The sequence below is a fragment of the Cellvibrio japonicus Ueda107 genome (assembly GCF_000019225.1).
Taxonomy (GTDB): domain Bacteria; phylum Pseudomonadota; class Gammaproteobacteria; order Pseudomonadales; family Cellvibrionaceae; genus Cellvibrio; species Cellvibrio japonicus.
The window spans coordinates 1,776,869-1,802,893 of the sequence record NC_010995.1 but is presented as its reverse complement, the minus strand read 5'-3'; the positions used below and the strand labels follow the sequence as shown (position 1 = coordinate 1,802,893).

Below are 26,025 nucleotides of genomic sequence, written 5' to 3'. Positions count from 1 at the left end.
AAAACCTACTGGCGCAATAAGCGCTTGCTCTCCAGAGACCATCGATGCTCGCTGGTACGCAAAGGATTAATATCCAAGCCACCACGGCGGGTATAACGCGCATAAACTGTCAGTGATTCAGGTGCACAACGCTGCCAGATATCCATAAATATCCGCTCGACACAGTGCTCGTGAAAATCCTGGTGCTCGCGAAAAGACACTATATAGCGTAACAAACCTTCATGGCTGATTGCCTTGCCGCGATAACGGATCTGCACACTGGCCCAATCAGGCTGTCCTGTCACCGGGCAGTTGGTTTTCAACAGATGGGAATAGACAGACTCATCCACTACTCCTGCACTGACCTGACATCCCAGGTAATCCGGCTGGGGATGATAGGTATCGATTGCAACAGGTAAACCATCCAGGCACACACCATCACAGGCGTGAATTTTCCCCAGGGCAGAAAGGTGGTCCCCAACGGTATAGAGGTGCACCTCTACCGGTTTTCCAATCACCGCAGAAAGATCCCGTGCCAGCATGGCGCGCAGCTGGGTAGTATCGGCAATGTGTGTCTGGTTAAAGGAATTTAAATAAAGCTTAAAGGATTTTGATTCCACCATAAATTCGCTATCACAGGGCAATACAAATTCCGCAACAGCCACCTGTGGCTTACCCCGGGAATCAAGCCAGGAGAGTTCATAGCCCGTCCACAAATCTACCCCCCTGAACGGCAAACTGCTCCCCAGACTCAGTAACTGGCGGGAGTCCGAACGGGCGATGGGAAACAATAACTCCGGCGCATAGCTGGAAACATAGTCTGTCTGCCGACCGAGGGGGTTATGGCTCATAGGATCACCTGTAAATCCGCAAAAATCCCAGACATCAGGCACGCAAACGCTTGCCGGATTTTAGTAAATAGAGTGCAACCAGTGTCAGTACCACCACCAACACCCCCAGTTCTACAAAAGCAAACACCAATCCGGTATCCGCAATACCCAACATGCCATACCGGAAAGCATCGACCATATGCAATATGGGATTAAACGCTGACAGGGTTTGCCACACAGGCGGCAATAAGCTGATAGAGTAAAAAACGCCGCCAAGATAGGTTAAGGGCGTTAATACAAATGTCGGAATAATCGAAATATCGTCAAAACTGTTAGCGTAAACGGCATTAATAAATCCAGCCAGGGAAAACAGGATAGCGGTCATCAACAGGATAAAAAAAGTGACGAACCCATGGGTAATTTTCAAGTCGGTAAATGCCATGGCCACCAGGGTCACAATAACCCCCACCGCCAACCCACGTGCAACACCGCCGATGACATACCCCAACAAGATAATCACATTAGGCGTTGGTGAAACCAGGATTTCCTCTACACTACGCTGGAACTTGGCACTGAAAAAAGAAGAGGACACATTCGCATAGGCATTGGTTAACACCGCCATCATAATCAAACCGGGAGCAACGAAATCAATGTAGCTGACACCGCCCATCTCCCCGATACGACTGCCCACCATCTTTCCAAAAATAATAAAGTACAACACCATGGTGATAGCTGGCGGAAGCAGTGTCTGTATCCATATACGGGTAAACCGCTTGATCTCCTTACGCACAATCGTAACAAATGCAACCCACTGTTCATGCGGACTCATGATCTTGCCTCCACAGGGTTTGCCACGTGTTTGTTTGCATTCACCATAGCGACGAATAACTCCTCCAATCGGTTGGCTTTATTGCGCATACTGACGATATCAATCTGTTGTTCTGTCAGTTGGGCAAATACCGCATTTAACGATTGTCCTTTAACAACCTCAACTTCAAAGGAGTGATCGTCCAGTTGCACCAGGTTATAGCCGTGTAACACCGGCAAATGGGGTAGCTGGCCCTTTACATCAAAAATAAACACTTCTTTGTTCAGTTGCTGGAGTAAGCTCTTGACGCTGGTGTTCTGCACAATGGTGCCGTGGTCAATAATGGCTACATTGCGACAGAGGCTTTCTGCTTCTTCCAGGTAGTGCGTTGTCAGAATAATGGTTGTCCCCTGCTGGTTGATCTCGCGCAAAAAATCCCACATGGAGCGGCGCAGTTCTATATCAACGCCGGCAGTGGGTTCGTCCAGAATCAGCAATTGAGGGTTATGTACCAAGGCTCGGGCAATCATCAAGCGTCGTTTCATACCACCGGATAGCATACGCGCCGGTGTATCTCGCTTATCCCACAGGGATAACTGCTGCAAGAGTAAGCGGGTACGCTCCTGCGCCTGGGCGCGAGGTAAACCGTAATAACCGGCCTGTTGCAGCACAATATCTTCAACTTTTTCAAAAACGCTGAAATTAAACTCCTGGGGTACGACACCCAGCAGTTGTTTGGCACGCGAGAAATTGTCATCGATATCCGTATCAAAAATTCGTACACGACCAGAGGTCTTGCGCACCAGGGAACTGATAATCCCGATCAATGTAGACTTTCCCGCGCCATTGGGGCCCAGGATGGCGAAAAAATCGCCAGGCATGACATCCAGACTGATACCCTTGAGAGCTTCCAGTCCTGAACCATAAACTTTGCAGAGTTGCTCGACGGCAAGTGCAGTGGACATAGGATAATCCTGATTGAGTGGCATAAACACCAGGGGGTGAGGATGATAAAGGGCCGGGGACAAACGGGAAAGTAAAGAATTTCCTGTCGCCTGGAATTGTGGGCAAACTGCATTAACTCCAAAGATGTGCTAGTTTTTTACAGATTCCATCTACTACAGGCAGCGCCTTTGGAGAGTACCAGGCTAGTTGCCAGGCAAGACTGACGTCCAGAGGATCGCGCACATGAAGTGCCCCACAATACCGACTACGGAACAGGAAAGGCTCAAAGCCTTATCCAGCTATGGACTTGGCAATGACCGCCCGCTCCCCAGCCTGGATCCGGTAGTCCAGATCGCCATACAGATGTTTGGCATGCCGGTAGCCGCCATCAACATGATCAGCAGCGACCACGTCTTCTTTGCAGCCAGTGCCGGCTTTGACGGAAAGAATGTGGATATGAGGCGAGATGTCTCCTTTTGCGCACATGCTATCAACCAACATGATGTAATGGTCATCCCCGATACCACCCTGGATGAACGCTTTCACGATAACCCCCTTGTCACAGGCCCCACCAATTTGCGTTTCTATGCCGGTGTTCCCCTGCTATCCCCCGAGGGGCACGCCCTCGGAGCGCTGTGTATTATCGACAGCAAACCGCACCACAATTTTTCACCTGCAGATTGCAGCCGCCTCAGCGAACTGGCGCAAATGGCATCCGACAGGCTGGAATTGCGCCGCCTGGAGATCTCTACGGAACAGGCCAGGCGCCCATTTGAAGAGTTTGCCCGCAACTCACCGACAGCCGTTATCTGGTTTGATGAACAGGGTGGCATTGTTGCCTGGAATGATGCCGCCGCCTCACTCTACGGCTATGAACTCTCCGAAGGTACGGGCAGGCCTGTTCAAACCCTGGTATCTGAATATGATCGTCCCCTGGTAGCAGACCTGATAGCACGTGCGGCGGCGGCAGGCACCATGGATGGACTTGCCATGCCCAAAGGCCTAAAGGGAAAACGCAAGGATAGCTCGGAGTTCCTGCTGGGACTTTCCCTATTTTGCTGGAGGGAGCATGGACGCCTGATATTCAACGCCCATGTACAAGACCTCACTGAACGGCGCCGCAAGGAAGAGGAGCTACACCAGCTGGCCAATACCGACATCCTCACCGGGCTGGCCAACCGTGCCAACTTGTATCGCCGTACCGAAGAAGTGCTCCTGCGCCCTGCCCCGGCAGCTGTATTGATGATTGATCTGGACGGTTTCAAAGACATCAACGACACCTTGGGTCACAGCGTGGGAGACAGCATCCTGTGCGAAGTTGCCAACCGCCTTCAGCAAGCGATGGGGCCAGCTGACACTGTTGCCCGCATTGGAGGCGATGAATTTGCGGTCCTGCTTCCAGACGTCGACCATCCCGAACAGGCCGCAGAACTGGCCCATGCCCTGATTGCCCGGTTGGCAGATCCAATAGTGATCGATGGGCACGAAGTACGTATAGCCGCCAGTTGCGGGGTGGCCGTCGCTCCGCTCCATGCACAGGAAGCCCTGGGACTTATTGGCGATGCGGACCTCGCCCTGTTCAAGGCCAAAAAGCTGGGTCGTGGGCAGGTATTTGTGTTTGTGACCGCACTGCGAATGGACGCGGTTGCGCGGCGACTTTACAACATTGAATTACACCGTGCCGTCAGCGCAGGTGAATTTGTTCTCTTCTACCAGCCACAAATTAATTTGGCAGATGGCTCGCTAGCAGGTGCGGAAGCACTCATTCGCTGGCAGCATCCGGAACGTGGTTTGCTATCCCCTGCCGCATTTCTACCCGCCCTGGAAGGTGGCCCACTTGCCGCTGTCGTAGGCTCTTGGGTATTAGATGAAGCCTGCGCCCAGGCAGCCCTCTGGCGTCGATACGGTGCTGGGGATTTCCGTATGGGCATCAACCTGTTCGGGGCACAATTTCGCGTCAACAATATTGTCGATGATGTTGCCGCCGCACTGGCGCGGCATGGTCTGCCGCCGCAAGCTATCGAACTGGAGATTACCGAAAATATTGTGCTTGATTACGATGATGTCGTCCTGGATGCCCTGCAGGGACTGAGAGCGCTGGGGGTCGGCATTGCATTTGATGACTTTGGGACTGGCTATGCATCGCTCAGCCTACTCAAACAATATCCACTCAGCCGCATCAAGATAGACCGCTCCTTTGTACAAAACCTGCATGAATCTGAACGGGATACCTCTGTCGTACGCGCTATCCTGGATATAAGTCGCAGTTTCGGACTGGAAACTATTGCCGAGGGTATCGAGAAAGATATACAACGCAAACTCCTGCGCGACTTTGGATGCGAAGAAGGACAAGGTTATCTCTTTGGCCGCCCGATTTCAGCCATGGAATTTGCTGAAGTCTTTGGCATTCATATTCCCAGGCAGGGAACAGTTTGCAGATAAACGGCTGTAAAAATATTTTATGTGTTAATAAGAAAACCATGATTTCTATCTACGTTGATGGCGATAATAAAACACCAAAAATCACCAACTGGACCCTGAGATATAGTGATACGCAAGGCGAATTATTACTGACCTGCCACTTCCGTTCCGGCAAAACCTATACACGCCCACTAGCAGCCTGCACAATCACACCTACAGAGGAGGTGCGGGGGAAGCTCCTTGGAAAACCGGGCAGCCTACTGTTTAGTTATGTCGACAAAGTGATAATGTATGGCAGAAAATACGCTGTCGTTTATTACCCCGGGAATAACAAACCCTATGTAATGAAAGCTGATGACATAAAGTTCAGTCCCAAAACCTCACTTAAAACCGAAGCAATATTCAGTTACTTCAGCGCTGTAGCACAAGCACGAATTGATCATGCAACAGGGAGTGACAAACGCATCGCCGAGAATGTGTTACGTCAGATGGAAAAAATAGTTCCACATCAGGATACTGCATTTCATGCCTACTGTACGGGACAAAATCAATCCCGCAAACAGGCAAAGTACTATATCTACCCCTTTGGTATTAATGAAAGCCAACTCAATGCGGTAGAGCAAGCATTCTCTTCACAAATCAGTCTGATTGAGGGACCTCCAGGAACCGGGAAAACCCAAACAATATTAAACATACTGGCCAATATCTTATTGCAGAAAAAAACCGTCGCCATTTTGTCCAATAACAATGCAGCAGTGGAAAACGTTTATGAGAAGCTGCAAAAAGCCGAACTGGATTACCTGGTTGCCAGATTAGGCAGTACCGATAACCGAAAGACTTTTTTTGCCGCCCCACTCAATGTGCCATCGGAAGAACCTGCATCAGCACCCGATATTCACGCCATAGAAGCCATCCGACAAAAACTGAAATTGCATCTTTACGCTCAAAATCAGGCAGCCCAATTACAGGGTGAAATAGACGAATTAGCCATAGAGCATCAACATTTACTGCAATGGCAACGTGAAAACCTGACAATCGCTCCCCTTCCAATTGAAAAATACAAACTATCACCACAAAAAACTACGGATCTAATGGCTTACATTTCACATCTTGCCATGAAACGTATAACGATCAAGGACAGGATAAAACTGTTAATGAACTTTAGGATTTTTCGCATAAAACCCTTCGATGATTGGGAGAAGCGTAAATCCCTGATTTACACATTGCAACTTCATTATTATGAAAAATCACTACAACACAAAAAAGCTTCACTGGCAGTACATCAAAAGGAATTGGAAGACAACCAATTTAAGACACTACTCAACAATCTAACAAACTCGTCAATGGCTTACTTAAAAAATCATCTTTATCAGCATATTCCACATCAGGAAGAGTTTAGTGAAAGCAATTACAATAAGAAATTCGACTCATTTGTAAACCGTTATCCAATTATTGGCAGCAGTACGCATTCCATTATCAACTCCATCGCTAACAATGCCATTCTTGACTATGTAATCATTGATGAAGCATCACAGCAAGATATTATTCCCGGAATATTAGGGCTGGGTTGCACCAGGAATCTGATTATCGTCGGCGACAGGAAACAACTTCCCCACGTTCCAGTAAATATTGACATTACACCACCCACTGAATTCTACAACTGTGCCAAATACAGCTTACTGGATTCATGTATAGGTATTTTTAACAATAGACTCCCAACAACATTATTGAAAGAACATTACCGATGCCATCCCAAAATCATCCAATTCTGCAACAAACAGTTCTACAATAATCAACTTATCCCCATGACCCAAGATACCGGCGAAAATGCGTTATCACTGATTGTAACTGCCAAGGGAAACCATACCCGTAACTTCTCAAACCTGAGAGAACTGGAGTCATTAGGTGCACTCGAATGGGATGCCCAAAATAGCCGAGGATTTATTGCCCCCTACAACGCCCAAATCAGTCTCTCACAAACACATCTACCGGGCGATTTCGTTAAATCTACAGTGCATAAATTTCAGGGAAGGGAATGCGACGAAATTATTTTCTCCACCGTTTTGGATAAAAAAAACAGCAGCCAGAAAAACATAGGGTTTGTCGATGACCCTTATTTAATCAATGTGGCAGTTTCGCGTGCCAAACATAACTTCACGCTGGTAACAGGAGACAATGTCTTTACCAAAAAGAACGGGCATATTGCCGCCCTGATACGTTACATCGAATATTATGCGGATGATTCGCAGATTTACCACAGCCCGGTTATTTCAGCCTTCGACTTACTGTACGAGGAATATGACCAGTCACTGGAAAAACTCAAGGCCAGATTAAACCCAAACGACTCTAAATTTATGTCCGAGCAGATTGCAGCACGATTGCTACGTGACATTTTATCCCTGCAAGCTTATCAAGCGATTACATTCCATACCCAGGTTGCTCTTATCCAATTAGTATCATTAACTAATAATACATTTACACCAAGAGAACTGAACTTTATGAAAAATCGCGCTTGTTGTGATTTCGTACTCTATTTCAAAGTGGGAAAAACACCAATAGGAGTAATAGAGGTTGATGGACGCTCCCATAGCACAGAAGAGCAAGCTGAGCGAGATGAATTGAAAAACAACATTCTGAAAAAAAGTAACATTCCTTTACTCAGATTAAAAACGATTGATAGCAATATTGAAGAAAAAATTGCAGAATTTTTAATTCCCTGGAGCAGCGATTCTTCAATAACCTAACCCCACTGAGCACAAATGTTTAAGCAAGGTTTATACAGCGATACTCAGCAAACGAACCAACTCACGCCGGGATGACAAAGGTAATAAGTCAGCCAAGGTATAACCATCCAATACCTGGAAAAATGCCTCCAGCGCTTTAACCAATACGCCCTTGAGCCGACAGGCGGGCGTAAGGCTGCATTCGCCACCGCTAAAACATTCCACCAGGGCAAAATCTTCCTCGGTATGACGCACTAACCGACCAATGTTGATATCTTCCGGCCGACCATTCAAACGCAACCCGCCATGCTTTCCGCGCACTGCTTGCAAGTAACCTTTGTTATTCAACTCCTGCACCACTTTCATTAAGTGGTTTTTGGAAATGCCATAGCTGTCGGCGATTTCACGGATGGTGGAAATCGCCTCACCTTTCAGCGCGACATAAATCAGCACACGCAGTGAATAATCGGTATAGCGGGTAATGCGCATGAATTCTCTCGATAACAAATAACACGGTTCAACCGGGGCGGCCATCCAGGCGCGGACGGCTGAGGATGGGCCAGTAAATCACGGTAAACAAGCTAAAAGCAAAACACCATCCCGCAGCGGCGAACATGACACCCAGGCGATAGTCAGTCCACCCTAATGCTGCCGCCATCCGACACACAGCTGCAACACAGATGCCGACATAAATTAGCCAGGCCAGGGGCGGCAACTGCAAAGGGCGTCCGGTATGCCCCAGGGCGACGCGGGTCATCACGCCCAAGATCAATGTCCCCATAGCGCCTGCACCTAATGCGTGCTGCCAAGCCGATGCACCGACTAAGGCAAAGGCAGCCAAACCTTTCAATAACAGTGCGATAACCAGCCAGCCATAACCTATATGCAGTACCCACAGCAAGGGTTCAGACCAGGTTCGCCACCCCCGCCACCCTAACCAGCGCCAGGCATTCAACACGGCGGCAGCCAGCGCAATACCACCTGTCAGCCAGGGCAAGCCTGCAAAAGCAGCTGGAATCAGCAAGGCAGTTATCAATAAACAGGCTTTATCCAAAGCAGGGATTACCCTTGGCTGCACATTGATCCCCTGGTTACGCCACCAGTTAGCACTGAACATGGGGATAATACGTCCACCTATCACCAGCATAATCAGGGTGATGAGGTTCATGGCCAGGGTTTCGCCTTGTACCAGCCACCCCTGCTTGCCGGTGATAAATCCGATGTGCATTAAGAGATTGGCTGCCGATAAAGCGAGGATCATTCCGCCCAACAGCAGGTTGCGCTTGTTGCCATAGGCCAATAGTATGCGCAGCAATATCACACCCAATGCCGGTAAAAACAGCATATCCAGCAGCGCAACCAACCAGAGGGGTAAATACCCCGCTGACCACATGGCCACACGGCCAAGCGACCACACCAATCCCAGCAGCAGTAGTTTGCCACCTTGCAACGGCGGTGCTCCTGTCCAATTGCACACCGCAGTAAGGATAAACCCGGCAACTGCCGCCGAGGTAAACCCGAACAGCATTTCATGGCTGTGCCAGTGCAAGGGCGACCAACCTACCGGTAAGGCTAATCCGCCAAATAAAAATCCCGTCCAGGCCAACACAATGGCAACGCCATAGAGCCCGACCAGCAGGAAAAACAGGCGGAAAGGATAAGCAAGCAAGGTGGTAGTCACAGGTTTTTCTCCACGGCAGTCTCCTTGGCGCGTACAGCGCGTTTTTGAGGTAATCCCGGATCATTGGGTTCAGGCCGGGTAAACAGGAACAACAATAATCCCGAGAACAGGCAAGCACTTGCCAGCAACGGCCACACGCCAAGGCGAAGCAGGAACAAGCCAGGCCCAACTGATTCCCAACACGACAAGGGCTATCCATTTGGCCTGCCGGGGGATCGCCCCCTGCCTATGCCAGGCCCATAGCAACGGGCCCAACCTGGGGTGGCGCCATAACCAGAAGTGCAGGCGCCGCGACCCTTTGGATGCCGCCCAAGCCGCCACTACTAAAAACGGTGTGGTGGGCAACAGTGGCAAAAATAAGCCCAATACACCAAGCGCCAGGGCCACACCTGCCATGCTTATATAACCCCAGCGCCGAATTGATAAGGGCTTCCCGACGGTCATCGCATCACCTTTGATCCAGATCAGATTAAAGATTCATTTATTTTGCATCTTTTAAAGATGCACATAGAATACTTCTTTAAAAAGATAGATGCCAACCACCAACCGGGAGCCGTTGTTATGTCCGAGTACCGCAAACTCTGGTGGCTATTGATAGCCATCCTGATCGTCACCTTTTCCCTGCTCGGCTATTTCGGCCGAGAGGTTTATCGCCAGGCTCCGCCGATTCCTGCCGAGGTAATTACCGATACGGGCAAACGCCTGATGACCAACGATTCCATCCTCGATGGCCAGACTGCCTGGCAATCGGTAGGTGGCATGCAATTGGGCTCTATTTGGGGACACGGTGCTTACCAGGCACCGGACTGGACCGCCGACTGGCTTCATCGCGAATTACAGCAATGGCTGGAACTGGCTGCCCGGGATGAATACCAACAGCCTTATGCAGAGCTATCAGCGGCGCAACAACATCAACTGCAATTTGCGTTGAAACAGGCGTATCGCACCAACACCTATAACCCTGACACCCAACAATTGCTGGTGAGCGAGCGCCGCGCCCAGGCAATTGCACACACGGCGGATTACTACAGCCGCCTGTTCAGCGATGCACCTGAATTGCAGGGCACCCGCGAAAGCTATGCAATGAAGGAGAACACCCTGCCCTCGCCCGAACGGCGCGCGCGCCTGGCTGAATTTTTCTTCTGGACCGCCTGGGCAGCCGCGACTGAGCGCCCAGGTGCCGACGTGACCTACACCAACAACTGGCCGCACGAACCGCTGATTGATAACCGCCCTTCGGCAGAAAATATCCTCTGGTCAATTATCAGTATTGTGCTCCTGATTGCCGGTGTGGGCGGATTGATCTGGGCCTGGGCATTCCTGCGCAAGGAAGAGGACGTACCCCCGGTACCAGCGACTGATCCTATCACCAGCTTTGCCCTGACACCCTCACAAAAAGCTCTGGGCAAATACCTGTTTTTAGTGGTGGCACTCTTTAGCTTCCAGGTACTGCTCGGTGGTTTTACCGCGCACTACACCATTGAGGGGCAGCAGTTTTACGGAATTGATGTATCGCAATATTTTCCCTATTCACTGACCCGTACCTGGCATATCCAATCGGCCCTGTTCTGGATTGCCACCGGCTTCCTGGCAGCGGGTTTATTTTTAGCGCCGATTATCAACGGCGGCAAAGATCCGCGCTTCCAGAAACTGGGAGTCGATATCCTGTTCTGGGCATTGGTCGCTGTAGTCGTCGGATCGTTTATAGGTAATTACCTGGCTATCGCCCACATCATGCCCGCCGAGTGGAATTTCTGGCTGGGTCACCAGGGTTACGAATATGTCGATTTAGGCCGCGTGTGGCAGATCGGCAAATTCACCGGCATTGTGCTTTGGCTGGTATTGATGCTGCGCGGTATTGCATCGGCCTTGCGTCAACCCGGCGATAAAAACCTGCTCGCCCTGCTCACCGCATCGGTGGTCGCTATCGGTTTGTTTTACGGCGCAGGATTCTTCTACGGTGAACGTACAGTGTTATCGGTAATGGAATACTGGCGCTGGTGGGTTGTTCATTTGTGGGTGGAAGGTTTCTTCGAAGTCTTTGCTACCACGGCCCTGGCATTTATTTTTTACAACATGGGCCTGGTATCGCGTACCCATGCGACCGCAGCCAGCCTGGCCTCGGCATCACTGTTTATGTTGGGCGGGATTCCCGGCACCTTCCACCACTTGTATTTCTCTGGTACCACCACACCGGTTATGGCAGTCGGTGCGACCTTCAGTGCCTTGGAAGTGGTGCCGCTGGTGGTATTGGGCTATGAAGCCTGGGAAAACTGGCGACTCAAACAACGCGCAGCCTGGATGAACAACATCAAATGGCCGCTGCTTTTTTTTGTCGCTGTGGCGTTCTGGAATATGCTCGGCGCCGGTGTCTTCGGCTTTATGATCAATCCACCCATTTCGCTGTATTACGTGCAAGGCTTAAATACCACGCCGGTACACGCCCACGCTGCCTTATTTGGTGTATATGGTTTCCTCGCCCTAGGCTTTACCTTGTTGGTGTTGCGCTATATTCGCCCCACGCTGGTATTTGATGAGCGACTGATGAAAACCGGCTTCTGGTGGCTCAATGCCGGACTGGTATTGATGATTGCCACCAGCCTTTTACCTATTGGCCTTATCCAATTGCACGCCAGTGTCGCTGAAGGATTATGGTATGCACGCAGTGAAGAATTTATGCAGCAGGACTTACTGGAAACCCTGCGCTGGATTCGCACCTTCGGTGATGTGGTGTTTATCGTTGGCGCACTGGCTGTTGCCTGGCAAGTGGTGAAAGGCGTGTTTGGTCAGCGCGCGTAACGGTAATACCAAAAAGCCTTAACACCTCCAATTCCGCCTCCGGGAGATCATGTTCAACGATGAGTTGATGGATCTCATGGAGCGCGGCAATTTGGTGAGGAGGTGCCTGCAGGTCTATTAGCACACCAGGAACAACCATCATGATTACCCTGGCACTATTTCAATCAGGTATTACGCAGAAACCTGGCTTTCCGTTATAACGCAACGCCTCAACAAACAATGAAAAGGCCGGCGATGGATGGCGACGGTTCGGGTAATAAAGGTGGTATGGCTCAAAGGTTTTGCGCCAACTTGCCAGCACTTCAATCACCTGCCCTGCGGCCAGGTGGTCGCGGACATAAGCCTGCGGCAGATAGGCCAAGCCAAGCCCGCCCAACGCAGCGTCGCGGATGGAGGCGATGCTGTTAGTGACCAGCGACCCTTCCACTTTCACACGCTGCTCCTTGCCCGCCTTCTCAAACACCCAGGGGAAATGCTCACCGTGTGTCGGCAAGCGCAGGTTGATACAGGTATGTTCTGTCAGGTCGTGCAGGGTTTTGGGTGTTGACCGTCGGGCAAAATAAGCCGGCGAACCAACCACCGCCATCGGGTGCGGGGGGCTGATCTGTACAGCGATCATATCCTTTGCCACCAACCCACCACGGCGCACACCGGCGTCGTACCGGCCACTGACGATATCGGTCAGCCCGTAATCAATAGCCAGTTCGATATGGATATCGGGATACTCGGGCAGGAAGCGGGTAACGGCCGGCTGCAACACACTGTGTACGGCGTATTCATCGGCATTGATACGGATTGTCCCGGCGGGCTTGTCGCGCAGTTCGGTGATCTCTTCCAGACCCATATCAATCTGCCCCATGGCCGGGCCGATCAATTCCAGCAGCCGTTCGCCCGCCGGGGTCAGTGAGACGCTGCGCGTGGTGCGCGCAAACAGGCGCAAGCCTAATCTTTCTTCCAAACCGCGAATGGTCTGGCTCAGGGCCGACTGCGAGACACCAAGCTTGGCCGCGGCGCGGGTAAAGCTGGCTTCTTCCGCCACCATCAGAAATGCCGACAGATCCTTGAGTTGATGACCATTCATTGATTAGTCCAGCTAATAAATGCATTCAGACTTTAGCGGATTATCAATGAGTTTGCCAATGCGTAAACTGCTTGCATCGAGGCGTCATACCGATGCCTGGACTGTAGAAGTCAACACATCAGCAGGAGAATCCTATGAACCAGATTCAATCCGTCACCTTCAAGAACTGTACCTGGGATGTAGCCGCCGAGCTGTATCTGCCCGACAACTTCGATACCAACAAAAAGTACGCGGCCATCGTCTGTGTGCACCCCGGCAGTAGTTGCAAAGGCCAGACGGCGGGCCTGTACGCCGCCAAACTGGCCGACCAGGGTTTCGTGACCATCGCCTTTGATGCCTCGTTCCAGGGCGAAAGCGGCGGTGAACCGCGCTACATCGAAGACCCGGCCACCCGTGTTGAAGACGTGCGCTGCGCCGTGGACTATCTGGTAACGCTGCCCTACATCGATGAAGAAAAGATTGGTGTGCTGGGCGTCTGTGCGGGCGGTGGTTATGCAGTGAATGCCGCTATGACCGAAAAGCGCATTAAGGCCGTGGGTTCGGTAGTCGGTGCCAATATCGGCCGTCTGAACCGTGAAGGCGATCCGATAGCGGTGCTGGAAGCCATCGGCAAACAGCGCACCGCCGAGGCACGTGGCGCGGAACCGCTGATCAACAACTGGATTCCCAACTCACCGGAGGAGCGCGACGCAGTGGGTATTACAAAAGACAATGTCGATGTTTTTCAGGCGGTGGAATACTACCGCACGCCGCGCGGTCAGAACGCCTGCGCGCCCAACAAGCTGCGCTTTACCAGTGTCGGCAGCATCATTGCCTTCGATGCCTTTCATCTGGTGGAAGACTTGCTGACCCAGCCGATCCAGATCATCGCAGGCTCCGTACCCGGTGCGTTCGGTTCGTTGAAGGATGGGCAGGAACTCTACGCGCGCGTGAGGAGCGAGAAAGACCTGTTCATCGTCGAAGGTGCTACCCACTACGACTTGTACGACCAGCCTGAAGCCACCGGCAAGGCGCTGGAAAAACTGGTGCCCTTCTACAGGAAACACCTGGACGCTTAACACCCTGAGCGCACACCGGGCAGCTTGGCCGGGCTGCCCGGTCTTGCACTGAGAGACGGAACAATCCTGGATTTTTTCGTTATGAATTGTCGCGATTACTCAACGGGTCGAACCATGCGCTGGCTGCTTTTCATCACACTTATTACTTTTATCGCCTGGAGCGTCACGGCTATGTTTCGCAACCCTATCAACGATTACTCCGCATCACCGCAATCACGCGAAGGACGTTTCCATAACCTTCGCGCGCCGGGGCCGGGTGATCTGCCGGAATCCACGCTGCGCGTGTGGTGGGAGGTATTCTTCAACAAGCCCGCAGGGACTATACCCACATCGCCTGCCCCCATCCGGCACTTGACCCGCACCGAACTGGACGCTGCGCCCGACCGCAGCCTTTACCGCCTGGGCCATTCCACCGTACTGATGAAACTGCGCGGCCAATGGTGGTTAACCGACTCGGTATTTTCCGAACGCGCCTCACCGATGCAGTTTTTTGGGCCGAAACGTTTTCATGCCCCGCCGATCAGTATTGATGAGCTGCCGCCGATTCGCGCGGTGATTCTCTCCCACGACCATTTCGACCACCTCGATCAAGCCACCATCAAGGCATTGGATAGCAAAGTAGGTGTATTCCTGACGCCACTGGGCGTGGGCGACCGCCTGGCCGATTGGGGCGTGGCGCGCAGCAAAATCCAGCAGTTCGACTGGTGGCAAGGCACAGAAGTGGACGGCCTTCACCTGACAGTCACACCTGCCCAACACTTTTCCGGGCGCAGCTTCACCGACGGCAACCGCACCCTGTGGGCGTCGTGGGTGATTCAGGATAAGAACGGGGACGACGACTTTCGCCTGTTCTTCAGCGGCGATACCGGCTACTTCGACGGCTTTGCCAAGATTGGTGAGCGCTTCGGCCCCTTTGATCTGACGCTGATAGAAACCGGCGCCTACGACAAACAGTGGCCCTATGTTCACCTGCTGCCGCAGGAAACCGTGCAGGCACACCGGGATTTGCGCGGCCGCTGGCTGCTGCCGATCCACAACGGCACCTTCGACCTGGCGTTGCACACCTGGGACGATCCCTTCGATCAAGTGCTGCGTTTTGCCACTGAACATGGTATGCAGGTCAGCACCCCGATGATGGGTGAGCGCGTGGATATGAATATGCCGCAGGAAGGCAGCCGCTGGTGGCGCCAGTAAACAAGCCCGCAATCACCTAACACGGGGAAAATATGTCTTTACTGAAAATACATTGGAAGGACTGAAATGAAAAAAGGGGCAAAAGCCCCTTTTTTCAACGACTTACAGAATTGTGTAAAAATCTGTAGATCACAATCTGGAGCGGGAAACGAGACTTGCATCGAGCCTGTATCGTGCTGATATTGAACAGATTATTGTTTTCTATTCGAAGAGTTTAGCCTCGATTTTGACCCTAATCCAAATGACTGCTGTTGGCTGTGTGCACTGTATCTCCTGAGCATCAAAATCAGCTAGAGTTGATCAGTTAGATGCCTATAAGCCGCAAAAATCTCTTTTGTATGCTCTCTCATGTTGAAATAAGTCCTTTCAGAAACAGTCCTTGTATTGATGCATCCCATGAGATACATTTTGGTTGTTAATGCCAATTTTTGATGCCCAGGAGACACAGTGACAACATTAGCTGATGTTGCAGACTTGTTACGTAGTGTGCGTAGAGAAGCTGGCCTGAGCCAGGAAGCCCTGGCCCAACGTGCCGGAGTCTCCCGCACGACCGTTGCCAGAATGGAGACACTTGCCAAAGGCGATATGAGCGTTTCCGTATTGCTACGATTGCTGGAAACCGCAGGCTACGACCTCAAGCCTGTCAAACAAGGGTACGTGCGGACCGTCGAGGATATTCTGGCCGAGCAACGGCGGGGGGACGGTCCATGAAACTCGATGTGCACGTGTGCGGACGAACAGTCGCCAAACTCTATCGGGAGCGCGACGAGTATGTCCTGAGCTATCTGCCAGATACCGCTCCCACTGATTTCGTCAGCCTGACGATGCCGGTGCGTGAGGAGCCCTGGCGCTGGCCACGCGACCTGCATCCTTTCTTTCGCCAGAACCTACCCGAAGGCTATCTGCTGAGCATCATTCGCGAAGAATTCGGGCCGCTGCTCGATGGCACAGATCTTTCACTGCTGGCGGTGGTGGGCGGGATGGGGATTGGACGTGTCACTGTCACGCCTGAAGGCGGGGTACCTGGGGGTGACATGGAGCCTCTGCAGATCGAGTCCTTGCTCAAAGCCAAGAACACCACGGCGCATTTCGCCAGCCTGGTACGCCGGTATGCCCGTGTATCCATCTCCGGTATGGTACCCAAGTTCATTGCGCCAGAAGAGAATGCGGACGCGTCTGCACATGTTGTGGGCAAACCCACATTGCGTACTAGCCGCTATATCATCAAAGGCTCGGATGACAGTACGCCTTATCTCGGGTTCAACGAGTTCCATACCATGCGGGTACTAGAGCGCCTGAATATCGTACCAGTAGCCAGGACACGGATGTCAGAGGATGGGTGTATCCTGGTCGTGGACCGATTCGATGTGGATGTGCAGGGTATCGTCACGCATGGAGTCGAGGATGCCTGCGGCTTGCTGGGGCTGCCACCACACGAAAAATATGCAACGACAACCGAGCGTGTGCTGAATGCCACCCGAGTATATGTGCCTGCTACGGCCATTCGGACACAACTGGAGCAGTTCGGCTGGCATTTGCTGACCAATTATGTCGTTCGCAATGCCGATTGCCATGCAAAGAACATCGCTCTGTATTACACCGGCTTGAAAAATGTGGCTTATACACCGGCTTATGACATCGTCACCACACAGGCGTATCCACGTTATGCAGCCAATCCACCCGGGTTGTCTGTGGATGGGCGGCAAACCTGGGCGGTAGGAAAAACCTTGGAACGATTCTTCAAGGCCAGGTTAGGCATTACGCCGAAGCAATATGCAGAGATGGTAGAGCGTTTATGCGAGTCTGCAGTGGAAGTTGGGCAAGAAGTGATCGAAGCAGCCAGGAATGAGCCACGTTGGCATACCCTTGCCAAACATATGGTGTATGCCTGGAATGATGGCATGACCTCGTTGCGAAGCCCGAAGGGTTTGGTTGTTTTCAGAGGACTGCATGAGGCGATTGCCCAAGTGGGATTTTCGGAGCCCGAGAGAACGGAGAGTGGGCGTAAAATGATTGGGCGGTCCGAGTTGTTGGGGAAGCCGCGTAAGCGGTAGGGGGGGCCTCACGACGCCACCCACAACAAAGTTCGACAACTCGTTGAAAAACCGTGCTGATGATCGATCGGATGGCAGGATTAGAGGAGCATTGCGGTTTGTCTTACTCCGTGATACTTAATTATTCAGGATACGATATCAGGAAATCACCAAGGGTAATGAGTTCATCCAATCCTCTGGAACCAGACGACATTCCACCGTTGTTCGAGCGGCTACCACCGGAGCTGTTCCGCCCGCTGGCCGCCAGTAACGCTCGTCGCTACTGGATTGTGCTGTGCCGCCTGATCGACGAGATGTGGGGCGATGGTGGCCGCTCCCCTGGTGAAGAAACACTCAAGTCAGTTGTCGTACGCAAGATCGAAACTCTGTTAGCTGCCAGCGATCCTTGGGAAGAAGAGCTGGAAACACCAATCGATATTCGCGCACATGAAATCGTCCGCTACCTGACCGAGTCCGGCTGGCTTAGCCAGCGCCGCCGAGGCCTAGCTGAAATGGTTACGGTGCGCCCGGTCATCGCCCAGTTCTATACCGTGCTATGTGAGTTTGCCCGTCACGAACCGGAATTTCTTGGCAGCAAGGTGCGCTCTATTTATTTCAATCTGCGTGCCGTAGCCAGTGGCGAGGCCAGCGGCGACCAATACGCAGAAGCCGCCAAGCAGGCCAAGCAATGCATGGCCCACATCGCCAACACCGGCTGCCGCGTCCAAGATTTGATGGATGAACTGATGAAGCGCACCTCGGCGCGCGAGTTCGTCCGGGGTTTCTTCGAGGAATACGTTGAGAAGGTCTTTATCGCCGACTACAGCGAGTTGCGTACCAAGGATCATCCTTTGCAACACCGCTCGCAGATCCTGGCCATGACCTTGCAGTTCCAGCACGATGAGGCGCAGCGCGAAGCACTGATCGCCTGGTATCAGGAAAAGAAAACCGGTGGTGACCGAATCCGTGCCGAGTTTCTGTATGAGCGCGATACTCGCCTGCTGATGCGTCTGAAAGATGTGGATGAGCAGTTGCAACGGTTGGACGAGGAAATCCGCGACGCCAACCAGCGCGCTATTTCCTTTATCGAATACAAGATGCGCGCGCCCAAGCAACTGGACAAGCTACTCGCAGCCGCTATGCAAGCCACTGATAGACTGGACGAAGGCCATGTGGCGCTACTCCCTGCTTCTGGATTCCGGCACGCTGGCCCGGAATTGCTGGCCAAGCCGCGCACAGTAGCCAAACCGACCATGGCTACGACCGTGGAAAAACGTCCACCCACCTTGCAGGAACTGGCCATGGAGCAATTGCGCAAGCGCATGGCCGACAACCGCTTGGTGAATAGAGTGAAGCTGGCCAATTATGTCGTGCGCCACTTGGAGAACCGCACGGCCGTCACTTCCGATGAACTGACCATCGACTCGATCAACGATCTGTGTTGCTACCAACGCTTGTTGCTGATCGCGGCGCATGGCGCCTGCCCTCCGTCGCAGCGCCGTTCCGATCCACAACTGCAAATGCTCAAGGGCGTACGCATTGACTTTCTACCAGAAGGTACGACCCGCAACGCCTACCTCGAACACCCCCGATTCCATATCCAACGCGAGTACGCCTGATGAGCCACTGGGAACGCCTGGCTGCTCAAAGCCAGATTTACGCCGAAATCGACTACCAGAAGGCTGGCTACCAACTGGTCATGGAGCAGGTGCTGTATGCCAGTGACCGACGAAGCCGCATCGCTTACGAATTGATCGTCAAGCACCGCAAGGACTACGACAACCTGCTCGCCCAGCTCGGCATGACCATCACCCACAACCCACACATGGGCTACGTGGTAGCCACACCAAGTCAGTATGTTGCCGACAAGATGCGATTATCAGACACCCGCCTGGCACTGGTGCTGCGCCGCCTGTATGACGACAAGATGCACGCCACCGAGATCCTAGCAGGCGAAGCCTTTGTGGACATGATCGAACTCGAACGCGCCTACAAGGATTTGCTCAACCGCGAGCTACCGACAAAGGCCGTACTTGAAGAACAGTTGCAGGCAATGAAGCGCTACGGCATCGTCCGCTTGGAAGACACCCATGACGAGCAGCGTCTCCAGGTCGCGATTCGACCTGGCATTGTCGATGTTCTGGGCGAAATGGCTCTGCTGCAACTGGCCGCCTATGCCAATACACCGGGAGAGGAAGACACCGATGAAACAGCTTGAAGCCCTGGGGATGGTTCAATACTTCCTGTACGAACGGGAGGATCTGGAACTTGGCAAAAATACCGCCTTCCTCGGCCCCAACGGTACCGGAAAAACCGCGCTGCTGGATGCCTTCCAGACCGTGCTACTGGCCGCTGACAGCAACAAAACCCACTTCAACGCTTCCGGCGAGGGCAAGAAGCGTGCCCGCAGCCTGCGTGAATACTGCCTGGGCGTGTATGGCCAGAGCGATACTGAACGCTGCCGCACTTCGGCCAATACCTATATCAATCTGGTTTTTCGCGATCCTGAAACGAACATTCCTGTCACGGCAGGTGTATCCCTTGCCGCCAGTGTTGAAGACCCGAATCACACCTTCAACAGTCTTTACATCTTGCCGGGCGTGGCCTTGAGCACCTGCAACCACATCGACCCCGATGCTGAGCGGGAAACAATTCTGCCTTGGCGCAAGTTCCAGCACATCGCCAAGGATCTATGTACGATGCAGGGTACCACACCCGTATTCACCCAGAACCGCGAGGACTTCCTCCGACAGCTCTTCGTCGGTCATCTGGCCTCACCCGGCGAACGCCCCAATACCCGCGCCATCCGCTCGGCCTTCGCCCGCTCACTCAAGCTCAACAAGGACGTGGACGACCTCAACGAAACCTTGCGCCAGCACTTGATTGAACAGCGACTGACCAATGTGAAAGCGTTCCGCATACGGCTGGAACAATTCCGCGACGTGCGCGAAATGATCTGTCGCTTGGTCGAGCGTATCGAACGTGCTGGCACCGTGGCCGACAAATACGAACAGGTCAAGCGCGAGCGCACCACCCACGCCAATCTGGATGCGCTGCGTGCGCTCTATGAAGCCGAACGCATCGCCGAAGCATTGGACGAACAACAGGATAAAGCTGAGGAACTGAAGCAGCAACTTGAAACCACTTTGCTGGACTTGGGTAGAGCCGAGACTGAAAAGGCCCAGGCACAAAAAGCCCGCGACCACACTTTCGAACTCCGCAATGCGGACCCGGAATACCTGAAGCAAGCCAGCGAATCCAAGAGCCTGAAGGACAAGGAAACCCAGCACGCCAACACGCGCCAGGAACTGAACAACCTGTTGAGACTAGCGCAGGAAACCGCCATTTCTGCCGGAAAACTGCCCGAGATGGCCCGCTATCAAGACGACTTCGAAAACACCATCCAACAATTACACGAGCTGCAACAGCAGGCTGAAGCCCTTCACGTTCCCGAGCCGGCGGCTATTCAATCAGCTATGCAGGGGATGGCCCGTGTACGCAGCCTGGTCAACAAGGCTTTGTCCGCCGCCGAACATGGCGCCAAAAAAGCAGAAGATGAGCTGCGCGATGCACGCACCGCACGGGAGCGTAGCCAACGCGGGCAGGCGCAACTGCGACCCGCCGTAATCGCATTGCAACGCTTGTTGGCTGACGCAGACATTCATGCCACTCCCATCTGCGACTTGGTGAAAATTGGCGACCCACAATGGCAACCCGCATTGGAAACCTATCTGAGCACTCATGCCGATGCCCTGCTCGTACCCGAAAACCGGGAATTGGATGCTATCCGCATCTACAAGGAACACAAGGAAGCCCGCAGCGTTTTCAAGGTCAAGCTCGCTCTGCCGTCACGCGGAAGGCCATGGATCGCCAAGAGCAGCGGCACATTCGCCGCGCAATTGGTTGAGGGCGAAAATCAGGCCGCCGTGCGTTATCTGCAAGGTGAACTGGGCCAATTGTCCTTGGCCGACAGTGCAGAACAACTGCAAGCCGGAACCAAAGCGATTTCCCGCGACGGCATGGTCAGTTCCGGCGGCGGCGTGGAACGCATCCGCCTGTCCGCCCCCGACGAACTATTGATTGGCCGCAGCGATAGCGATACACAACGCCATGCCGCCCAAAAAGCCCTTGATGAAGCACAAGGCGCGCTGAAACGCGCCAAGGCGCAGGTTGATCTCATCTCCCCGGTCGAGCAGCGTCTGGCCTTGTTTGCCGACACCGAAACCACTTACCCACGGCTGGAAGAACTGTTCACGGCAGCGGCGGCAGGCAACCGCGAACTGCTCGACCTGCAGAATGCTCTGCTTTCCACCCAATCGGATCGACTTGTCAGCCTGAATGTTAACTTCGAGGCGGCCTGCAAACAGCTGACCGATGCAAGTGACAAAGAGAAACAGCTGATTGAACTCAAGTCACGCCTAGCTAACGAAGTGGACAACACGCAGCGCCGTATCGACGAGTTTGTTGAGCAGCAAAAACTGGCAGCGCTAGACGAAGCCAAGACCCGCCAGCATCCGCTGTACAACGCCAACGAAGTAGATCGTCATCGTGTTCGTTACGACGAACGCCACGGTGAAAACTGGAATGAACTGATGAGGACATTGCAAACCGCCATCAGCAATGCAGACAAGGCGGCAAATACCCACGATAGCGATGCATGGAGCAAATTTACCTTCTACCTGCGCGACTTCCAGTTGCAGAACACCGACATCACCAACAACCAATGGGAGCGCGCCTACAAGTTCATCCTCAACGACAAGCAGCGTCTGGAAGATTTGGAACTGGCAGAGCAGGAAGCCAAATCACAAGAAGCCTATGACGCGGCGGTCAAGGTGTTCCGCACTGACGTGGCGCAAACCCTGCTGGAAGGCTTCGAGGCCATCGAAGAACAAATCAGCGGATTGAACGAGGTATTGAAGCACGCACCAGAATTCAGCAATGGCGAGCGTTACCGCTTCAAATACACGCCCGTCGAACAACATCGTGCGCTGTACGATTTTCTCAAACGTGTACGCGAGCATGGTGCTGCCGAAGAGGACATCTTCGGCGGTTCGGGTAAGGTACCGGAAGAGTTCAAGGCTCTTGTCGAAGGCGATGCCAGCTCCGAACTGTTGCAGGAAACCAGCCCGCTCAACGATCACCGGCGCTTCTTCAGCTACGACGTGGAAATATTTACCCAGAACAAGTCCATCGGATTGTTGAGCAAGCGCCTGGGGCCGGGCTCCGGCGGCGAGCATCGCACACCGCTGTATGTCATCTTCGGTGCCGCGCTGGCCGCTGCCTATGGCAAGAGCCGTGGCAGCAACGCGGGTGGCGGCATCATGCTGCTGGACGAAGCGTTCGAGAAGATGGATGCACAGAACGTCCGCGCCACCGCCGACTACCTCAACGCGCTTGGCCTGCAACTGGTCATGGCCGGCCCGGAAACGGATCAAGCCAAGATGTCTTCATTCCTGAACATCTACTACGACATGGCCCGCTACGGCTCGCGCACCATCCAGCTGACCAAGAATGTGGTCCTGGACGAAGCACGCGAGCTACTGCAAAGCGACAATTACCTGCTGCATCCAGAGTTGCTGGAACAGGCCATAAGCAAGATCGCGGAAACCGAACATGCCTCTGAGTGACGACGTGCTGGCCGATCTGCTGAAACGAGGCGAACGGGCCTTGCTCCGAGGCTCGGATCGAGCCATCCAGACAGCTTTCAACCCTGGCTCCGCGTATTGGCGACAAAGCTATGAGGAACGCCAGCATTGCCACCTTTGCTTCACTGCCGCCGAACGTGCTGGTGCCGTAGGGTTGCAATGGGCCAAACAAGGCGGTGAAGACCACCCTTTGGAGAAAGTTCGTCTGCTGGACATGAACAAGCTGGCCTGCTTTCTTGGCACTGCCACCCTATCCGAATCGGTACAGGCAGCACAAACCATCCTGCATCCTTGGCTGGCCGGATATCCGCGTGTTGCCGAATTGCTTGAGGCTTGGGCTCAACTGAAATCACCGCGTGGACTCGGCACCGATAGCGCCCGCGATTTCGCTGACGCGCTGAGGGCACTGGAAGCCCTGAAGCAAGCCGATGACGACGACCAGATCGTTCGCGTTCTCAGCCGTCAATTGTTTCAGAATACAAAGCGAATTGAAGCACTTGCACGTCACATTGATTTGCTTACCGCCGAGCGTCTCTCCTCGTCGGCAAGGCAACAGGAAGAAGTGTTCGGTGCATTGGGCCTGCTCAAGGAACCCCAGCCCTTTCTGGTGGCCGGTACGGGCACACTGGAATTGCATCCATCGCAACGCTGCCCAATCGCATGGCCCTTCATTGGCGTCTCCAACCGACACATCACCGGATATGCGGGAACACCGGCGTGGGTTCTGAGTATCGAGAACCTGACCACTTTCCATCTGGCCAGCCAAGATACGAATGCTGCCTCTGGTCTGATTCTCTTCACGGGAGGTATGCCATCTCCCAGTTGGTGCCGCGCTTACGCAAGCATTCTGGACTCGCTGCCAGAATCGATTCCCGTCTATCACTGGGGCGATATCGATCAAGGTGGGTTCAGGATTGCAGCACACATCAGGAAGCAGTGTATCCGGCGGCATACCTTTCACCCATGGCTGATGGATGCCGAACAATTGGATGGAGTGAGGTATTCCGAAGCAACGGAAGCCACCCGCACCAACATGGCACGACACGCTCGCGATGCTGGCTGGGAACCACTCTCCCAAAACCTTCTGCCAAGAACGATCGAGCAAGAAGGAATCGCCATTTGCCTGCCAATTTGAGACGCCCAAGAACATGCGTTTTTGCCGGCCTTCCTTGAATTCCTTACGGCGATGCTCAACCCAGGCATCGAAGAGCGCCTTGAAGGTACACTCAAACACCAGTTGGATTACGTGTCACTTTTGCTGAAATGAAAAAAGGGGCAAAAGCCCCTATTTTCAATGACTTACAGACTTCAGTGGAACTCTGTAGATCACAATCTGGAGCGGGAAACGAGACTCGAACTCGCGACCCTAACCTTGGCAAGGTTATGCTCTACCAACTGAGCTATTCCCGCTAAATGTGGCGTCCCCTAGGGGACTCGAACCCCTGTTACCGCCGTGAAAGGGCGGTGTCCTAGGCCACTAGACGAAGGGGACATTTTGAAGCTGCACTATGGCAACGATAAAACGGACTTCACTAAAGCTGCTTAACGAATTGTAATGCCAGTTTTCACATCGGTACCGAAACCGGTTTGAGTAAAACTGGAGCGGGAAACGAGACTCGAACTCGCGACCCTAACCTTGGCAAGGTTATGCTCTACCAACTGAGCTATTCCCGCTAAATGGCGTCCCCTAGGGGACTCGAACCCCTGTTACCGCCGTGAAAGGGCGGTGTCCTAGGCCACTAGACGAAGGGGACCCCGGACCATCTGCTGCCTATCAAACCTTTTCAAGTCGGCATCGGCGTCAGAAGTGGGGCGCATTCTAGGGATCGAACCTCCTAGTGTCAACATTTTTAATTTATTTTTTATAGGAGCAGAAACAAGCACTTAGCACTGCCTGACGTTTATACAAATGGCTTCCATAGTCAGCAAACCGGTTTATTAGGATGCCATTTTTTCAGTGCTATACTTCAAACATTCCTACGCCAAACCAGCCAGTTTTCATGCCATGACCGTCCATTACCTTGCCATAGCCCTGATATTGCTGCTTATGCTGGCAGGTTATCTGTTTCTCTCACATTCCATCCAGAAGCGCCGAATTCGCCGTCAACGACTGCTAACCGCCCTAAAGGCGCGTCGCAACAGTTTTCGCGACCTGGTCGATGGTTTCCCCAAAGGCTTCCTGACCCAGGATTTAACCAACCTGCTCTACCGTTCGCTCATTGATATCTGCGAGCAGTTAACCCGCCTGGAATCCAAGGAGCCCGGCCACGCCGAACAGCTCGCCTTTTATACTTCCCAGTTAAGCGCCCAGCAAAATAGCGAAAACCAAGCCAAGGTGCGCCTGGATAATCCGGAACAAGTCCGTGAAGCGCGCCACCTGCTGCAGGAACTCTACAAGTTCGTGCAGCAACAATCCCAATTGAAACTCATCAATAAAATCCAGACTGAAGCCTATACCGACCAAATCAAAAGGCTGGTGTTGCAAATGGGTGTTGATAATCACCTGTTTAATGCTCGCCAGGCACAACAGATCGGCAAGCTTCGCCTGGCGATTCATCACTATGGTTTGGCTCGCAAACTACTGGTAAACGAAAATGGCAGCCATGGCTTTGACAAGCAAATTGCGCAACTGGACTCTGTGATTGCCAAATTGCAGGAAAAAGCACAAAGCCAGACAGCCAAGACAGCAACTCCGGAAACGCCCACAGAACATCAGCCGACCCCGGCCCCCATCTCCACAACCAGTGAGCCCGCAACCAGCAAAGAGTGGGACAGATTTGCGGAAGAAACCGATGGCTGGAAAAAGAAACAGCTTTACGATTGACTCA

The 26,025-nt window shown here is 53.0% G+C and carries 19 protein-coding genes, 4 tRNA genes and 1 pseudogene; 12 read left to right on the top strand and 12 right to left on the bottom strand.

The window, feature by feature from the left end:
- Window positions 1–5 precede the first annotated feature (5 nt).
- From queF to CJA_RS07575, 3 genes are read right to left on the bottom strand one after another with little or no spacing between them, the layout of a single operon-like run.
- A complete protein-coding gene (gene queF, locus CJA_RS07585; protein ID WP_012487180.1) occupies window positions 6–830 on the bottom strand; it encodes an NADPH-dependent 7-cyano-7-deazaguanine reductase QueF in 825 nt (274 codons plus the stop codon).
- A 34-nt stretch (window positions 831–864) separates the two neighbouring features.
- Entirely contained in the window at window positions 865–1,638 is a 774-nt protein-coding gene (locus CJA_RS07580; RefSeq protein WP_012487179.1) for an ABC transporter permease, read from the bottom strand.
- The gene (locus tag CJA_RS07575; RefSeq protein WP_012487178.1) at window positions 1,635–2,582 is read right to left on the bottom strand and encodes an ABC transporter ATP-binding protein; all 948 of its coding nucleotides are present in this window, start codon (window positions 2,580–2,582) and stop codon (window positions 1,635–1,637) included. Before CJA_RS07575 ends, CJA_RS07580 begins: the two co-directional genes overlap by 4 nt.
- Before the next feature lie 223 nt (window positions 2,583–2,805).
- On the opposite strand from CJA_RS07575, the gene CJA_RS07570 reads away from it, so the two are divergent.
- Both CJA_RS07570 and CJA_RS07565 read left to right on the top strand, forming a co-directional pair.
- On the top strand, window positions 2,806–5,004 hold the full coding sequence (locus tag CJA_RS07570) for a putative bifunctional diguanylate cyclase/phosphodiesterase (RefSeq protein WP_012487177.1): 2,199 nt from the start codon (window positions 2,806–2,808) through the stop codon (window positions 5,002–5,004).
- A gap of 38 nt (window positions 5,005–5,042) precedes the next feature.
- Window positions 5,043–7,727, top strand: coding sequence for an AAA domain-containing protein (locus CJA_RS07565; protein ID WP_041552100.1), 2,685 nt, complete (start codon window positions 5,043–5,045; stop codon window positions 7,725–7,727).
- Between the two features lie 30 nt (window positions 7,728–7,757).
- Here the strand turns inward: CJA_RS07565 and CJA_RS07560 are convergent, their stop codons facing one another.
- The 4 genes and pseudogenes from CJA_RS07560 to CJA_RS20005 all read right to left on the bottom strand — a co-directional run.
- Entirely contained in the window at window positions 7,758–8,195 is a 438-nt protein-coding gene (locus CJA_RS07560; RefSeq protein WP_041551281.1) for an RrF2 family transcriptional regulator, read from the bottom strand.
- A gap of 28 nt (window positions 8,196–8,223) precedes the next feature.
- The gene (locus tag CJA_RS07555) at window positions 8,224–9,387 is read right to left on the bottom strand and encodes an NnrS family protein (protein WP_012487174.1); all 1,164 of its coding nucleotides are present in this window, start codon (window positions 9,385–9,387) and stop codon (window positions 8,224–8,226) included.
- On the bottom strand, window positions 9,384–9,545 hold the full coding sequence (locus tag CJA_RS19730; protein WP_238526845.1) for a hypothetical protein: 162 nt from the start codon (window positions 9,543–9,545) through the stop codon (window positions 9,384–9,386). The genes CJA_RS07555 and CJA_RS19730 overlap by 4 nt, the downstream gene beginning before the upstream one ends.
- Window positions 9,546–9,570: 25 nt before the next feature.
- Window positions 9,571–9,783, bottom strand: a pseudogene (locus tag CJA_RS20005) (YbaN family protein); the annotation flags it as partial.
- 165 nt (window positions 9,784–9,948) lie between these two features.
- Between CJA_RS20005 and CJA_RS07545 the strand changes: the two are divergent.
- Entirely contained in the window at window positions 9,949–12,186 is a 2,238-nt protein-coding gene (locus CJA_RS07545) for a nitric-oxide reductase large subunit (RefSeq protein WP_012487172.1), read from the top strand.
- A 160-nt stretch (window positions 12,187–12,346) separates the two neighbouring features.
- On the opposite strand, the gene CJA_RS07540 is transcribed toward CJA_RS07545, so the two are convergent.
- The gene (locus CJA_RS07540; protein ID WP_012487171.1) at window positions 12,347–13,267 is read right to left on the bottom strand and encodes a LysR family transcriptional regulator; all 921 of its coding nucleotides are present in this window, start codon (window positions 13,265–13,267) and stop codon (window positions 12,347–12,349) included.
- A 134-nt stretch (window positions 13,268–13,401) separates the two neighbouring features.
- Here CJA_RS07540 and CJA_RS07535 point away from each other — a divergent pair, with 134 nt between their 5' ends.
- The 8 genes from CJA_RS07535 (at window position 13,402) to CJA_RS07500 (ending at window position 24,332) form a co-directional block, all read left to right on the top strand.
- The gene (locus CJA_RS07535) at window positions 13,402–14,325 is read left to right on the top strand and encodes an alpha/beta hydrolase (protein WP_012487170.1); all 924 of its coding nucleotides are present in this window, start codon (window positions 13,402–13,404) and stop codon (window positions 14,323–14,325) included.
- A 114-nt stretch (window positions 14,326–14,439) separates the two neighbouring features.
- Window positions 14,440–15,519, top strand: coding sequence for an MBL fold metallo-hydrolase (locus CJA_RS07530; protein WP_085953156.1), 1,080 nt, complete (start codon window positions 14,440–14,442; stop codon window positions 15,517–15,519).
- Window positions 15,520–15,966: 447 nt separating this feature from the next.
- Window positions 15,967–16,230, top strand: coding sequence for a helix-turn-helix transcriptional regulator (locus CJA_RS07525; protein WP_012487168.1), 264 nt, complete (start codon window positions 15,967–15,969; stop codon window positions 16,228–16,230).
- Window positions 16,231–16,238: 8 nt separating this feature from the next.
- Window positions 16,239–17,573: a type II toxin-antitoxin system HipA family toxin gene (locus CJA_RS07520; RefSeq protein WP_222862904.1), complete on the top strand. Its 1,335-nt coding sequence runs from the start codon at window positions 16,239–16,241 to the stop codon at window positions 17,571–17,573.
- Between the two features lie 158 nt (window positions 17,574–17,731).
- A complete protein-coding gene (locus CJA_RS07515; protein ID WP_187422477.1) occupies window positions 17,732–19,171 on the top strand; it encodes a Wadjet anti-phage system protein JetA family protein in 1,440 nt (479 codons plus the stop codon).
- The gene (locus CJA_RS07510; RefSeq protein ID WP_012487165.1) at window positions 19,171–19,770 is read left to right on the top strand and encodes a DUF4194 domain-containing protein; all 600 of its coding nucleotides are present in this window, start codon (window positions 19,171–19,173) and stop codon (window positions 19,768–19,770) included. The genes CJA_RS07515 and CJA_RS07510 overlap by 1 nt, the downstream gene beginning before the upstream one ends.
- Entirely contained in the window at window positions 19,757–23,179 is a 3,423-nt protein-coding gene (locus CJA_RS07505) for an SbcC/MukB-like Walker B domain-containing protein (protein WP_041551279.1), read from the top strand. Before CJA_RS07510 ends, CJA_RS07505 begins: the two co-directional genes overlap by 14 nt.
- A complete protein-coding gene (locus tag CJA_RS07500; RefSeq protein ID WP_041551277.1) occupies window positions 23,166–24,332 on the top strand; it encodes a Wadjet anti-phage system protein JetD domain-containing protein in 1,167 nt (388 codons plus the stop codon). Before CJA_RS07505 ends, CJA_RS07500 begins: the two co-directional genes overlap by 14 nt.
- A gap of 199 nt (window positions 24,333–24,531) precedes the next feature.
- Here CJA_RS07500 and CJA_RS07495 read toward each other — a convergent pair.
- The 4 genes from CJA_RS07495 to CJA_RS07480 all read right to left on the bottom strand — a co-directional run bounded on the left by CJA_RS07495 (window position 24,532) and on the right by CJA_RS07480 (window position 24,951).
- Window positions 24,532–24,607 (bottom strand) — tRNA-Gly (locus CJA_RS07495).
- A 6-nt stretch (window positions 24,608–24,613) separates the two neighbouring features.
- Window positions 24,614–24,689, bottom strand: a tRNA-Glu gene (locus CJA_RS07490).
- A 106-nt stretch (window positions 24,690–24,795) separates the two neighbouring features.
- A tRNA-Gly gene (locus CJA_RS07485) sits at window positions 24,796–24,871 on the bottom strand.
- 4 nt (window positions 24,872–24,875) lie between these two features.
- Window positions 24,876–24,951: transfer RNA gene (locus CJA_RS07480), tRNA-Glu, on the bottom strand.
- Window positions 24,952–25,202: 251 nt separating this feature from the next.
- Between CJA_RS07480 and CJA_RS07475 the strand changes: the two genes are divergently transcribed.
- Window positions 25,203–26,021: a hypothetical protein gene (locus CJA_RS07475; protein WP_049765516.1), complete on the top strand. Its 819-nt coding sequence runs from the start codon at window positions 25,203–25,205 to the stop codon at window positions 26,019–26,021.
- The last annotated feature ends 4 nt before the right edge of the window (window positions 26,022–26,025 follow it).